This is a genomic window from Ravibacter arvi, from assembly GCF_039540405.1.
GTDB classification, from domain to species: Bacteria; Bacteroidota; Bacteroidia; order Cytophagales; family Spirosomataceae; genus Ravibacter; species Ravibacter arvi.
Genome location: NZ_BAABEY010000029.1, coordinates 150,680 through 164,332 on the forward strand (window position 1 = coordinate 150,680; position 13,653 = coordinate 164,332).

The 13,653-nt window shown below is 42.6% G+C and carries 11 protein-coding genes; 1 reads left to right on the plus strand and 10 read right to left on the minus strand.

All coding sequences use genetic code 11. From position 1 onward, the window contains the following. Positions 1-9: 9 nt before the first annotated feature. The 10 genes from ABD852_RS16785 to ABD852_RS16825 all read right to left on the minus strand — a co-directional run bounded on the left by ABD852_RS16785 (position 10) and on the right by ABD852_RS16825 (position 11,772). A complete protein-coding gene (locus tag ABD852_RS16785; protein ID WP_345031007.1) occupies positions 10-807 on the minus strand; it encodes an SDR family NAD(P)-dependent oxidoreductase in 798 nt (265 codons plus the stop codon). Then, positions 762-1,754, minus strand: a complete 993-nt coding sequence (locus ABD852_RS16790; protein ID WP_345031009.1) for an SDR family NAD(P)-dependent oxidoreductase — start codon at positions 1,752-1,754, stop codon at positions 762-764. Before ABD852_RS16790 ends, ABD852_RS16785 begins: the two co-directional genes overlap by 46 nt. Positions 1,755-1,952: 198 nt before the next feature. Beyond that, complete coding sequence (locus ABD852_RS23100) at positions 1,953-2,279, minus strand: ISAon1 family transposase N-terminal region protein (RefSeq protein WP_425568821.1); 327 nt, start codon at positions 2,277-2,279, stop codon at positions 1,953-1,955. A 436-nt stretch (positions 2,280-2,715) separates the two neighbouring features. Beyond that, the gene (locus tag ABD852_RS16795; RefSeq protein WP_345031010.1) at positions 2,716-4,080 is read right to left on the minus strand and encodes an MBOAT family O-acyltransferase; all 1,365 of its coding nucleotides are present in this window, start codon (positions 4,078-4,080) and stop codon (positions 2,716-2,718) included. Between the two features lies 1 nt (position 4,081). Beyond that, on the minus strand, positions 4,082-6,082 hold the full coding sequence (locus ABD852_RS16800) for a hypothetical protein (protein ID WP_345031012.1): 2,001 nt from the start codon (positions 6,080-6,082) through the stop codon (positions 4,082-4,084). Next, positions 6,079-7,203, minus strand: coding sequence for a His-Xaa-Ser system radical SAM maturase HxsC (hxsC, locus tag ABD852_RS16805; RefSeq protein ID WP_345031013.1), 1,125 nt, complete (start codon positions 7,201-7,203; stop codon positions 6,079-6,081). The genes ABD852_RS16800 and hxsC overlap by 4 nt, the downstream gene beginning before the upstream one ends. Before the next feature lie 6 nt (positions 7,204-7,209). Then, on the minus strand, positions 7,210-8,688 hold the full coding sequence (gene hxsB, locus ABD852_RS16810; RefSeq protein WP_345031014.1) for a His-Xaa-Ser system radical SAM maturase HxsB: 1,479 nt from the start codon (positions 8,686-8,688) through the stop codon (positions 7,210-7,212). A gap of 19 nt (positions 8,689-8,707) precedes the next feature. Further along, a complete protein-coding gene (gene hxsD, locus ABD852_RS16815; protein WP_345031015.1) occupies positions 8,708-9,064 on the minus strand; it encodes a His-Xaa-Ser system protein HxsD in 357 nt (118 codons plus the stop codon). Positions 9,065-9,066: 2 nt separating this feature from the next. Next, complete coding sequence (locus tag ABD852_RS16820) at positions 9,067-9,810, minus strand: peptidoglycan-binding protein (RefSeq protein ID WP_345031017.1); 744 nt, start codon at positions 9,808-9,810, stop codon at positions 9,067-9,069. Between the two features lie 297 nt (positions 9,811-10,107). Continuing rightward, positions 10,108-11,772, minus strand: a complete 1,665-nt coding sequence (locus ABD852_RS16825; protein ID WP_345031018.1) for an ATP-binding protein — start codon at positions 11,770-11,772, stop codon at positions 10,108-10,110. 916 nt (positions 11,773-12,688) lie between these two features. Here ABD852_RS16825 and ABD852_RS16830 point away from each other — a divergent pair. Then, positions 12,689-13,573 carry a forkhead box protein gene (locus tag ABD852_RS16830; RefSeq protein WP_345031020.1) on the plus strand — a complete coding sequence of 295 codons (885 nt, stop codon included), beginning with the start codon at positions 12,689-12,691 and terminating at the stop codon, positions 13,571-13,573. The last annotated feature ends 80 nt before the right edge of the window (positions 13,574-13,653 follow it).

Here is a 13,653-nt window from a genome sequence, read left to right on the forward strand (position 1 = left end):
CCGGAGCGGTTAAATTGATTGCCCGCCATCGACCAAAAAGTTTGCACCAGTTATAAAGGACGCTTCCTCACTTGCCAGGTACTGGACCATACTAGCCACTTCCTCGGCTTTCCCCATTCTTCCGGCAGGAATATTTTGTACCAACTGATTTTCCAAGCTTTCATTCAGCCCGATCTTATTCATAATTTCTGTGGCAACCGGCCCAGGACTTATGGCATTTACACGGACTTTCCTGGAAGCAAGTTCCAGCGCCGCTATTTTGACTACCGCATTGATAGCCGATTTGCTAGCCGCATACACAGAAGCACTTTGCGGGGATATGGTAGCCGATGTAGAGGAGAGCATAATCACAGAGGCGCCCTCATTGAGTAAAGGAATAAACCGGCTCAGGGTAAAATAAGCACCCTTAAAATTGACATTCATTACTTCATCAAACTGGCTTTCTTCTATGTCTTCTATCGTAAAGAATTTGGTGATACCTGCATTGACAAGTAGGGTATCAACCTTGCCAAATTGCTCTTTAACCTGGCGCACAAGATTCTCAATATCCGCCAATTTACTTTGATCCGCCACCAGCCCGGTTACCCCCAGTTCTGCTGCAGCCTTTTCAACAGCCTCCTTTCTTCTCCCGGTCATGATCACATCAGCGCCGCCTTCTTTCAGCCTTTTTGCGGTAGCATAACCGATACCGCTGTTACCACCCGTGATGACAGCAACTTTATTATTTAAATCTTGCATTGTCTTAGTATTCTGATTGAATGTTATAGTGTGAATTGTAGCCCTGTCATTTCCTCGGTAAGCACCCACAGTTTTTTAGCGCTGGCTTCATCCACGGAATAAGGGCTTACCCCCTGGGGGTTGGAAGCATCGGAAGCTAATGGAGCGATGTCCGCATCTTCGCAATACACACCGCCGATATTGTTTAATAAAGGGGAAGTCGCGCACCAGACTGTCGTGGCAGCACCCTGCGGAATTGTTTTTAATGCGGCGGCTACTTCGGGGAGCAGATTGCCGTCTGCATCTACAAAGCCCATTTTCTGGAACAGTTCTAATGGTGCTTCCCTTCCCAGTTCCGTTCCCCCGATAGAACCAGGGTGCACCGAATAAACCCTTACGTTACTGACGCTAGCCCGATTATCCAGTTCCATTGAAAAAAGGTTGACGGCTGTTTTGGATTGGCCATAGCCCAGTAATGTTTCGTATTCCCTGTGCAGGAAATTAGGATCTTCGAAGTTAAACGGAGCAAAATGGTGCCCATGGGAAGACACATTGATCACCCTGGCGCCGTCAGCCTTTTTAAGCGCAGGCCACAGCCTTGCAGTAAGTTGGAACTGTGCCAGGTAATTGGTGGCCAGCTGCGATTCGACGCCGCGCTCATCACGGCGAAGGGGCACCCACATAATTCCGGCGTTATTGATGAGTACATGCAGCGGTCTGTTTGATGCCAAAAAGCTGTCGGCAAATGCATCGATGGATTCAGGCGACATTAAGTCCATTGCCGCTATCTCTACGTTAGCAATCCCTACCAGATTCTTCGTAGCCTTCTCTATATCCCTTGCAGGCACTATGACCGTTGCGCCTGCCGCTGCCAGTACTTTTGTTGTTTCAAGGCCAATGCCCGCATTGCCGCCGGTTACAATAGCGATCTTTCCTGTGAGATCAATGCCTTTGATCACATCGCTAGCTGTTGATTTTGCGTTGAAGCCGGAGCCTGTTGGTTGTTGTAAGGCTCCCTGATAATTGTTCTGTTCCATTTTTTTATTTGTTTTGTTGGAACAAAAGTACAGCGGCGCAACGGCATCGAGTTTGTTTAAAAGGCCTAAGTCGCTTTGTTCAAAAGGCCAGGCTTTAATGTGTTAGGATGATACTAATCAAGTCCGCGTAAAGTTTTCTTTTTCATCTCGTTGGCAGATGCTTGTGAATAACCATTGCCCCGTAGTCCAGGTGCCAACTCACCCATGCACCTGTTCGACGTATACTCCAAGCGCTCTTTGGATTAGTATCGACTGATCTCTTTTAAAAAAAGCGGCAAATTCAGCCGTCATTCGTGTCCCTGAAGATACTTCTTGCCAATTACGTTGTTCGACCTTACCCGTCCTGGTATTCAGCCAACGGCGCCGTTTGACGTGAAGAAAAACACGCTTATCCCGGATCGGAAAGTCTTGGATCGTGGTCTCGGGTAAAAAACCTTTAGATTCTAAATCACGTTTGGCGGGATCGGAAGTTTCGTAATTCCTCACTTTCAAATAAACATGAAGCACACCCGATGACTTCCCCACACGCGTCAACTCAAAATACGACAAAATGAAATCGGGTAAAAGGTACTCTAATAGGTGCAAGAAACTCTCTAAAACAAAATAGGTTTGATTAAAAACACAAACCTAGAAAAATACAACACGTCCCCCAACTTTGGCACTTGATCCATCCATTCCCCCCAACTTTTACGCTTGATCCGAAAACAGCCCGTAAACGACATTTATAAAACAAAAAAGCGCCCTTTGAGGCGCTTTTTGTGATCCCGCTGGGATCAAAATTATCGCCTAACCGCCTGATAAACAGTGATCTTTCTGGTTTTCAAATCCCAGGTTACCGGATAGGTTACCAAAGGAAATGATTGAGTTTGAGCTAGTTTGACTAGGTTCTCGTTTCAAAGGTACGATATTTTGGAAACAGACTGGCATTCATCAAAAAGTGTATTTGCTTAGTAGGCCAGAATTAAAACTTAAAGTATAGAAAATCACCGTGCCCGCCAGTTGCAAGAATAAAAAGACTCAATATCAACAGGTCGACAAATACTAATTCCTGGGCGATCAGTTTGTTAGTTTGCGCCCGCGTGATGATGATCCGCTCCGGTGTCCCGCTGTGATCGATAACTAGTAGAATTAATGAGACTACCAGAACCCAGAATAAAGAATAGTAGTCATTGTTTGGTAACAGCTCACCATCAAGTGTGACATTGTTAAACAGGATTTGTAAGTCTTCAGTTCTAAACACGAGCCAGGTAGCAGACAACCAAAGGAAAAAAAGGATACGTCTCACATTAATACTTACGATGTTACTCGCACTTCCCGAAGTATGATTGGATTGTTGAAAACGGTGGTAGTAGTGGAACAACAAATAGCTACCGGCGTGCATAAGTCCCCAAATCAGGTAATTGAGGCGTAAACCGTGCCAAATGGCACTGATCGTAAAAATAAAGAGAATCAATAGAGGAAAGAAAATTGTTCCGTACCCTCCAAGCGGGATGTATAAGTACTGCCTAAACCAGTTGGTCAATGACATATGCCACCGCTTCCAAAAATCCCTGGTATTGGTTGCTAGGTAAGGCTTGTTAAAATTGGGGGGGATATCTATTCCGAAAAGCCCGGCTACCCCTCTCGCAATTTCCGTATAGCCCAAAAAGTCAAAATAAATTTCCACAGAATAACCAATTGCTACTGTTGCCAGGACTACCACACTCATATCTCCCTGCTCGCTTAAGGTAGAAGTAATATATTTGCCAAGATTGTCGGCGACAACGATTTTGCAAAAAGCTCCGTAGAGTATTCTTTTGAGTTGAATCCATATTGTACTATTTGGGGGAAACGCGCCTCTTTCAAACTGGGGTGTGAGTTCCCTAATGTTGCATACAGGCCCAGCCAGGATATAAGGGAAAAAGATACTCGACAAAATATAGGTCGAGGGAAGAGGGGTATTCTTAGATTTACCGGAATTTATGTCAAGTAAAAATCCGATATTCATTAACCCGTAGTATGAAAGGCCAATCCATCTGAATTGTACCCCCAAAAGTGATTCTGAACCATCTCTTGAAAACAGCATCAAGAGAATTGTAATGATGATTCCGATACCTAGCCAAACGATTTTATTGTGATGGCTAGACCGCAACATAGCGTTTGCACATGCATATGTTACAACAGACACTGAGATAGCTGCAATAACGCTATCAAAGTCCAGCAGGCTTAAATTGACAATGCTAACGAAAAGGAGCGAGAAGTACCTATGCCGTTGTGGAAGCAAAGTGTAGATCAGAATTGTGACCGGCAGCCAAACCAACATGCTTTGTGCCCCGAACATATTCATCTTATTTGTTGTTGCCTTGACCGTTTCTTACAGCCATTCGATAAATACCGTTCCGAAGACCGAAGACGCCGGCAAAGTAGATGAATCTCCCATCTGGCGAGAACGTAGCATCCCATTCGTCCCCAATTGTGTCTGTCAGTCGGATAGGTTTTCTATCTCGCAAATCCATCAAAAATAGATCCCACTGATCATTCTGTTTCATAGAGAAAACTATTTTACGTCCGTCTGGGGAAAAACTCGGATCCCAGATATCGCCGGCCCCTTCCATCAAGACTGACTCTGTCTCGCTACTCAGGGAATATACATACAGACCGAATACGTTGTTCCGATTTGATATGTAAGCTATCGAGTCTTGCCATTGGACGGGCCTCCAACTTTCGTACTGGCTTGAAGTAATTATTTTCTCTTCTTGTCGGGAAATATCAAAGGCCGCTATTACTGGCAGTGTCATTTTTCCAAAGCTGTCTTTAGTCCATTTGGCATAGGTAACAATCTGGTCATGAACTGCATTCGGAATCGCTCCAAAGCTGTCTCTTTCAATATATCCTCTTGTCCTGCTTTCCAGATCTAACCAGGAAATCCTTGTATCTCCTCGCTCCTGATCTCCTTCTGTAAACACTATTTTTGTCTCCTTATCAAAAAATGACGGGTGAAGTTCATCGATGCTGTTAAAAGTCAGACGTGTCTGGTGAAGAAGATCGCGGTCCGTCAAAAACAATTCCATGTTACCGTCACGCATCGACTGAAAGCAGATTTTTGATCCGTCATCATTAAAGCTAGGATAACGGTCACCGGAGTTACTTTGACTAAGATATTCTACATCAGATCTTTCAGAAATCAAAAACGCTGAAAGTGCAGACGCCAGCATTTCATGCCCGAGCGGGTTTAGGTGCTCATCGTATGCAAAGAATACTTCCTTTTCTGCGCTGCTAAAGGCATCAAACAGATCTAAATATTTGATCTCCCTACTCTCACAAAGACTTTTGAGAAATCTGTTTGGGATAGTCATATCAAACTCACGTATGTCGAGATCGAATCCGGTAATAACCTCATCTAAATAATGAAAGTACAATTGCTCCTTAGATGGTAGCTGGAAAACAACCAGTTCCGCACCTATTTCCCTGACCGAAGTTGCCATCTCAGTAAGTAGCCGTTCGAAGTTATCGAGGTCCTTTTTCTTTATTTCCGATTGCTCTCGAAAGTAAATATTGTAATCTGTATTTAGCTTCTTGGTTGGATAAAACGGCTCAGTCCACCTCCCTAGAGGGAGTTCAGCCGGATTCTCGAACTTGATGGGATACAATAGCGAGCGATAAAGATTGGAGTAGTTCATCAGATAATCGGAAAAATCGCTTTTACGTTCGATCACCTTCATGAAATCATTGAAGTTGCAGATTTGCAAGAAAACTTTTTTGGGCCGAAGCTTACGGCCTTCGTTCTTGAAATAATTTAATTCCTCGGGAAGGCCAAAACCGCTGATGCCCGCATTCAGAATAATCTTTTGTGGAAAATCGTGGTACAGTAGCGAGGTGAAAAGCTGTTCGTTGGCGACTTGTGCTCCTTGTGTGTAAGAGTCTCCCAAAAAAAGCCAGTCAACCTTGTCAATTCCCCCTGATTGATCGTCTTCAGCACCGATCCTGTACCCCTGGGTATTTGTTACGTAGTCGACAATGTACTCCTTGTCACTGAAATGCTCGCGTAAAAATGGTTTGTTGAAGTAGTAGGTTTGCCTGATATCGTACAGATCCCTAATCACATATTCACGAAAAGAGTAGGTAAAGATTGCCTCAGCATATATAAATAGTCCTAGTAAGCTAGTAAAGTTTATGAAGTATACAAGTGTACCAGGCGCCTTTTTTATTATTATCAGGAATGTAGCAATTACTGTAACCATTGCCAGGACAACAAATACAGCGCTATTGGTAATCAGGTAAATTATAGCCGGATTTACTAATAGTACTGTAAAAAGGAGAAGCGAGATATTTCGATAGTTTTGGATCATTCTATTCTTATCGCTTGTATATTCTCACTTAGTTTTTTTGAAGTACCAAAGACACCGCCGCAATCTGTTTTAAGAGCACATCCGGTGCACATAGTAAGATATTCTCTTTTCCAATCAGAGATTGATTTTATGGCGAAGCGTCTTACCTCTTTAGGTAACAAGCAGAGGGGCAGATTGTAAATGGAGACATTTATGCCTAAATCATCTAAAAGTACGACCGCATCGTGAAGCTCTTCCTGGAAATCGAGGGGGTCAATCCATAGCAGTTGATCATTAAATGGAGTATAACCGATATACTCCAAACCCATAAATGCAACTCGTTCGACGAAAGTCAGATTTTTCGAAATAAATTTCGTAAGCTGTTTTAATCTTAATACGGTTAATTTATGAACGACAATTCTGAGCTCAATTCTGGCGCCAATTCTGGCGAGGTTATAGATACCCTGAATGGTTTCATTGAATGCCCCTTTTGCCTGCACAATATAATCGTGATCACTATAAAAGTCTGAATAGATTGGAATGCCCCAGATATGGTTCTCCGTTGATACAGATAGATATTGTTTAACGAAAGATTGATAAGCAAAAGCTCGTCCATTGGTTAGTATGTGGACCAGGCAATGAGGATGCATTTCAGTAAGCATCCGAAACATTTCGAAAAGCTTCTGACCCAGAAGAGTAGGCTCTCCTCCGGTAATTCCGACTATTTCGGTAGTAGCTGGCATCAGGCGAATTATGCTACAGTTCAACTCAAAATGGTATTCAATGTCATCGACCTTCTTGGGAGGTTGCGAACACATCAAACAGTTACTGTTACATTGGTCGGTAGTAAATAGGGAATTATCTAAGGAACCGGCTCGAAAAAGTACATGTAAGACACCACTCGGCAGGATTTGAATAACATCTCCTACAGTTATCCCCTCCAAACTTTTAACGGAGTGAACGAGTGGCTGCGGAAAATTTGATAAAGACTTGGTGGTTAACACTACCTTCCCGCCAAAACCTTGCTCTAACTCATTTTCTTGAGAAGATACCACAACGAAGTCTGAATCAGCTTTGCTAACCCGCCCTACGATAGAAACAGGGATGGAAGTTGCAATACCCTTTCTTCTCAAATCTATCATACTCAACTATTTCTGGTAAACCCAAGACCGGAATATACTTTCTATTTCTGGTACTCCTGAGTCAAGAATCCGGAAAAGATGTTTGAAAATCTCCATATTTTTCTTACAAAATATGGAAGAAGCCCTATGTCCCTGCATATCATTCTGAGTAGCGTAATTCAACACAGGATCGGTACCGCAGTAAGCCAAAAAGGCACATTCACTACACCCGGCAAGAGATTCCGCAACTCCGGCATTCAAAATCTGCTGTACCTTTTTACCAAAAAATAAATCCTCGTAAGGCTCCGACACATGACCTAGCCGAAAGGTGTAATCTTTTATTTCAGCGAGCATTCTGGCCTCATCGGAGGCATAGACGAATCCGTCATAATTGAATACTACTACATTTGACACCAGTCCGGTGGGTGATTGGAGATCCACATAGTTGGTCGCGAAAGGAGTAAGTAGCTTTTGGAGCAAGATGGTCGTATAGTCTTCTCTTATCGAGATCCCACCTTTGTTCAATTCTAAGATATATTCGAGGCCTTCTTTATAGAACTTTAGGAACTCGTCGGTATGATAGGCATTCTTCTTTTTATTTTTGACAGCGAATCCATAAGGACTAACCGGTCTCAGAAATATGCTATGAAACCCATTCTCCAGGTAGGAGTCTATGATCACCTTTGGGTACTTCAAGCTTAATGTACTAGTAGTCATAAGAGCAGATACCCTGTCATTACCTAATACGGAGCGGGCTCTGGAAATCCCCTCTATAACTGACTCGTAGCTGCCAGAGCCATTTTTAAATCTGTTTGAGTTATGTATAAATGCCGGTCCATCAAGGGACGTGGATAACAATATCTCATGTGTTTTACAGAATGAGAGAATTTGCTCGTCGATGACCGTCAGGTTTGAACAAATCACAAACTGAATATGTTTCCTGAATTCCGGAACTTCATTTTGTTCGAGAATTCTCTCAACTGTGTACCGAACCTTTTCAAAGGCCAGCAGCGGTTCTCCACCCTGGAATTCGACGGTGATATCTTCGGAGGCAGACTTGAAAATATGTTCTATGCCAGCATCTATATCCTGGTAAGAAATATCAAAATCCACCTTGTTCTCGGTTGCCCTGGATACCTGACAATAATGGCAGGTATGATTACATCGCAAAGTGACAACAAAAATGTGTAGGGAAGTAAAAGAATGTAAGAAAGCGTGCTTTGTTCTGTAACGTGCTGCGATTAGATCTAATAAATCCGGTACCGGCTTAATGCTTATGAAAAAATTTGCTACTAAATCCCGGTATAAACTTGACGATCTATCTATTCTTCTCCCGGCTATTGAGGCAGCCGTACCGGAAGGCACTAACAGGTAATCTCCGATCTCGTTGACTAATACTTCGCGTTCTTCATCAATAGAATGGAACCGGAAAGGTAACAACGAGTAAATCTCGTTATCTACCTGATACTTCTCTACACTTTTGAACTTCCTGGTATCTCTTTCCATTGCATTTACAAAGCGCAGTTCAATTCTCCGTTCTCATTAGATCATTGTCCTCTGTGAAGAACGATTCATCATCAAGGAAAGCTTTAGCGATTATCATTTTTCTTATATCGCTGGTTTCACGGTTTACGATGTCCCGAACTTTGAAATCTGTCAAGGCTCTGCTCACCTGAGATATCAATTTTCTTGAATCATCAGCTTCAAAGCTACCGGTTACATGAGCCAAGTTGACAATAAGGAATCCTTCCAGGTGCTTTGTTATAGAAAATGAAATTTCCTCACCAAGCCAGTACAGAGCCTTAAAGAGTATAGTTTCGCTGTAAAGACTCGTATCAATTCGTAGAATGATCGCTTTATTTGTACACTCTATAATCTCCATTTTCAGAGTTTTAATAGTGATACGGTCTGTGAATTTATAATGCCAGTCGCCTCAATACCATTATCTGTCTGAAATCTCTTAATAGCGTCGCTGATAACCTGAGTATATTCGAGTTCAACGGTGAAAGATTGAGATTCCGAAATCAAGTATTCTTTCTTTATCAGAATATTTATTGCCTCGGTAACATCCAAGCCCTTCATCCCTAGCCGAATGACCCGGTCTCCCAACTTAAATCTTTTAGGATCTGCTAGTTTAAACGCTGGTTGCTGTGCTTGATCACCGGAGCGAGGTGTAACAGGCTGGCTTAGATTTGAAGCTGGTCCTGACGTTGCTCCGAGGTTTGATGAGGGGGCGTTACTAGGTTGCTTGGTAGAACTACCGGAAGAAGAGCTTCGCGATGGAGAGCTGCTACCTGATGAAGAACTACTTGATGAGCCCCTTGAAGAAGATCCGCTACTTGAATAATGGGATCTGTGAGAGCTATGTGAGCGATGACTCCTGTGTGATAGATTCAGGGCATGAAGCTCATCGAATCGTTTTAAAATGAAAGGTTTGGTCAGTTTCGGTTTAGCTGTCCCAGTTACATTAGGCGTCGCGTCATTGGGTAAAACTTTTAAGTCATCCCTGGTATTTTCTGAGAAAGTAGACTGTATGAGGTCTTCACTACTGGCAGAGTGTGATGAAATCAAACTTACCAACGAAGAGATGAAAATATCTTTGTAAAGTTTTAGTTTTTTTGATGTCATTAGAGGAGGTAGGATTCATATTGAACCAGTCAAAGAGTAAATATAATAAAACTCTCAAAGCGTTTAGGCACTTTCTTTACTTAAAAGAGTGTTTTCTACTTGCTTATTACCTTATTTGCACGGCAAGTTATGTCTGCAGAGTGATAAGGTCGTGCTCCAATATAGTTTTGGACTCCATCAACTCTTGTTGATTGAGATCCTTATCAGCCTACCTGGAGATAGGAGGCCTGTTCTTTATTAAGAATAGTAATACGAAAAAGAATTAATACTCTGTTTGTCAATACATTGTGTTATTTCTTATTTGTTTTCTTTTTCAGTTCTATTTTTTTTTGCCAACCAGTACCTGCGATAGGTTTTGTCGGGTGTATGCTCCAAAACGCCATTTTTGACCATCGAGTAGACCTTTTTTCTTATGTCTTCTATCGGAACATCCTCTAACCGCTTGTGTACATCGATAATCTGGCTTTTCGGATATCTGCCCAGGTCGGCTTCTATTAAAGCCTCCAGCCTATGCGGTTCTATTACCTTTAAGGTCGGCTTTACATTGATTTTTGCACTGGAAATCAGCTTAGGGTTAATCAGGTATTCCGTCCCCTTTTTGATCCCCCTTGTAATAAGGATGTGCCGCTCAATCAGTTTGCTCACGTAAGTTCTCAGCCGATCCTCTTCTGTGAGCTGTAGTGCCTTTGTAAGATTGGTGGCCAGGATCTTCTTGTGTCTGGCTACCACGCCCAAAGCGATTGTCTCTTTTTGGGTAAGCTGGTAGTTCCTGCCGATAAAATCGACGATCATCAAAGCCTCTTCATCCAGGATTTCCGAATACTGGACAACAGTAGTCGTGTTGAAATCAGAAATCGGCACAGGATAGGGCTTGGAGTCCCTGCTGGCAATTTCATACATCAAATCAAAACCGCTGCCCTCGCCTTCCATGAGTTTCAAGTCGTGAAAAACCCTTATCAAGTGAGGGTTTCTTCGGCTGGTAGTATGTAATATGTTATCCTTGGTTATGCCCAGGGGCAACCCTCCCGGATTGGTAACTTCCAGTCTGTCAGGATACACTTTTATGAATATATCGCCGGAGATACTAAAGCTCTTATGGACAAATGCGTTAATGAGCAATTCCCTTACAAGCCTTTTATCATAGTGAGGTATTTTATTTCTAAAGAATCCCTGGGGAAATTCATCAAAATAGGTCAACTCCACCGCTTTCTGTTCAATATCCAGAATTAACTCTTTTGGTGTCTGCATATAGTCCAGCCATTCCTCTTTCCGGACTTTCTTATCCAGTTCGTCATATACCAAATACTGAACCGTTATGGGATACACCAATCTACTCCGCATTTGAGGCGTTCCCAGCCAGAGTACACCGAGGTTAGTCAGAATACTATTTTGTATCAGATTATAATGTTCCAGGATGGCTATATCATCAAAATCTTTAACAAACTGCTTTACCCTGTCGGAAGCCCTTATTTCATTGGAAAACTGAGCGATACTGCCCGTGTCTATCTGAGATATAGGGTAATTACGAAGTTGAAGCTCCCATTGAAAAGCATCCTTCTCCGTGGCTATCCGGAGTATGTCTTCGCCTCTTGCCGACTGACACTGATCGCCTATCCGGATGTAAACTTTGCCGTCGGAAGTTGTAGCCAGCGATTTCAACGCCGGTTGTACCGCGATAGAAAAATATTCCCCACCGTTAGGATGTGTCTCCTTGTCATTTAACACCAACCCTACATTAAAGCACAATGAGCGCAATCGGCTGATCGTGGCATTCATTTGCTCATTTGATATAGTCTGGTTTGAGGGAGGCTCTTTGTCCTTGTCTTCTATGCCAATCACTATTTTACCGCCCAGGGTATTAGCAAAACATACACAGGTAACAGCGAGGTCTTTGAAACCAGCATCACCAGAAGTTACCTTTCTGAGGCTTTTATACTCAATGGTTATGCTTTCTGTATCCATATCAAACTATACGCCATTTAATCACAAACAAGTCCGAGTATCTTATTGTCAAGAGGAGCATCGACATTCCGGCCCGCTACCTAGGTCTCAATAGCTTTTGACAGGCCCCTGGCTTTTTCCGTATAAGGTTTCGGAATTTGACCATTTTGGAACAGAAGCGGTTAGCGTATTTTACCTTCGGCAAATGCAAATATGGCAATATGAGACGAGTTATACCAAATCAACATATGGATACTGACAGTTTTACCTATATACTAAAGGAGATAAATGTGTTGATCTTGAGATAGTTGCAGTAGTATCTTTTGAACGTTAAAGAGTATACTAAGAAAGCAAGTGTTCTGAAGCCTAAGTTGTCGAGGCTTTATCCTTGTGATAGCTGTAATCTTTCCGTGGGATGTTGGTACTCCGTACGAAAATAAGCGATGCTACACGATTGGGACACGACTTTGGTGCATTTTTAAACAACTAAAAATCATGGCGAAGTATTACTTAAATCACAATCAACAATCAAACGGCGATAACGAGGTTCACAAAGATGGATGTCGTTTTCTTCCTTCGTCAAATTATACGTATCTGGGAGAATTCTACTCTTGTTCAACAGCCGTAGAAACTGCAAAATCCAAGTATCGGTACGTTAGAATTAATGGCTGCTACCATTGTTGTAATGCGTGTCATACGAGCTGAATAGACGAAGAAATGGCGCTACCCTATAGTTGTGGTAAAACTGCGCAAATCTTCGCAGTTTTACTATTTTATCTCTACTCGGTGTGGGCTGGTATATCGTATACCTTCTCGGAAAATATTTTTCTTTAAAACAATTTCGGGAAAAGGTCCTGATTCTCTATTTTAGTAGTCAATTCCGTGAAATAGGGGTATCTGCCCCCAGGTCCAAGTGTAAAACGAAACGAAGAGAAAGATGAACCTGCATTCCAATTTACAATACCCCTTGCTCAAATACCTGTCGGAGGAGTTCACAGGTAAATTCTACAATAACGAGCTTACTTTCTTAAACCGGCTATTGATCCTGTATCACAACCGGTTTGTTTTCTCAATCGATGATGACCACCATCGGTTTATTGATGAGTTACGAGCGGATTTGACCCAGCCGGTGAAGTTTTGGACTATTCCAGCGTATAAGCGTAGACGGATTAATCTGATGCGTGGCCGGTTCTGCCAACTACTTTCTCACAAGCGTTCAATTGTCGAAAATCTCCTTTCGAGACCTGACTATAGCACCACCGAAGCTAAACGACAGACCATAGCTGAAATCTACCAGTGGCTAAATAGCCGACCAAAAGAAAAAGAATCTGCTCCTAGCTTAGCGAGCTGGAAGAAAGACATGGAAGCAAGCTTTGGCAGCCTACTGGAATCACCTGGCGACGTGGGGAAAGGTAGATCTTCGAAAAATGTCTTCTATCTTCATTTTCATAACATTTTGACCGGGAAAGACGAAGAGACCAGAAAAGCAAAATTTTTAAAACTCCTCAGCGTCCTTTTAGGTGAACAGTGGATTTGTGAAACAGAAACCCGAGGTATCTACCAATTTCGAAAAAGCGGCAATGGTTCCAGGCTGCTGTTAGGCGCACTTTACTACTGCTTGAACCAGCAAGGACAAATCCAGAAGGAGCTTACCGGCCCGCAGGTAGCCAGATTATTCAACTCCTGGCTCCGACACGATATTTCTCCTAAATCTTTTGAAAAGGTTTTCCAGGCCGAAGAGCAGGATACGTTCAACTGCTCGCCAAGTCAAACGCGTTACAAATACGTAAGGGATTGTAGTCTTTTGATCAAAAGCCTTTAAAACCGGAAAAATCCGGAAATTTCCTATAACATTCTTTTTATTCCAGCCGGAACGGCAGGAACGTTTTGGCATAAACGGCA

Excerpts from the sequence above, each read along its gene's own strand:
- ABD852_RS16790 (WP_345031009.1), bottom strand. The coding sequence starts at position 1,754 with ATGGAACAGAACAATTATCAGGGAGCCTTACAACAACCAACAGGCTCC.
- ABD852_RS16795 (WP_345031010.1), bottom strand. The coding sequence starts at position 4,080 with ATGAATATGTTCGGGGCACAAAGCATGTTGGTTTGGCTGCCGGTCACA.
- ABD852_RS16800 (WP_345031012.1), bottom strand. The coding sequence starts at position 6,082 with ATGATCCAAAACTATCGAAATATCTCGCTTCTCCTTTTTACAGTACTA.
- hxsC (WP_345031013.1), bottom strand. The coding sequence starts at position 7,203 with ATGATAGATTTGAGAAGAAAGGGTATTGCAACTTCCATCCCTGTTTCT.
- hxsB (WP_345031014.1), bottom strand. The coding sequence starts at position 8,688 with ATGGAAAGAGATACCAGGAAGTTCAAAAGTGTAGAGAAGTATCAGGTA.
- hxsD (WP_345031015.1), bottom strand. The coding sequence starts at position 9,064 with ATGGAGATTATAGAGTGTACAAATAAAGCGATCATTCTACGAATTGAT.
- ABD852_RS16820 (WP_345031017.1), bottom strand. The coding sequence starts at position 9,810 with ATGACATCAAAAAAACTAAAACTTTACAAAGATATTTTCATCTCTTCG.
- ABD852_RS16825 (WP_345031018.1), bottom strand. The coding sequence starts at position 11,772 with ATGGATACAGAAAGCATAACCATTGAGTATAAAAGCCTCAGAAAGGTA.
- ABD852_RS16830 (WP_345031020.1), top strand. The coding sequence starts at position 12,689 with ATGAACCTGCATTCCAATTTACAATACCCCTTGCTCAAATACCTGTCG.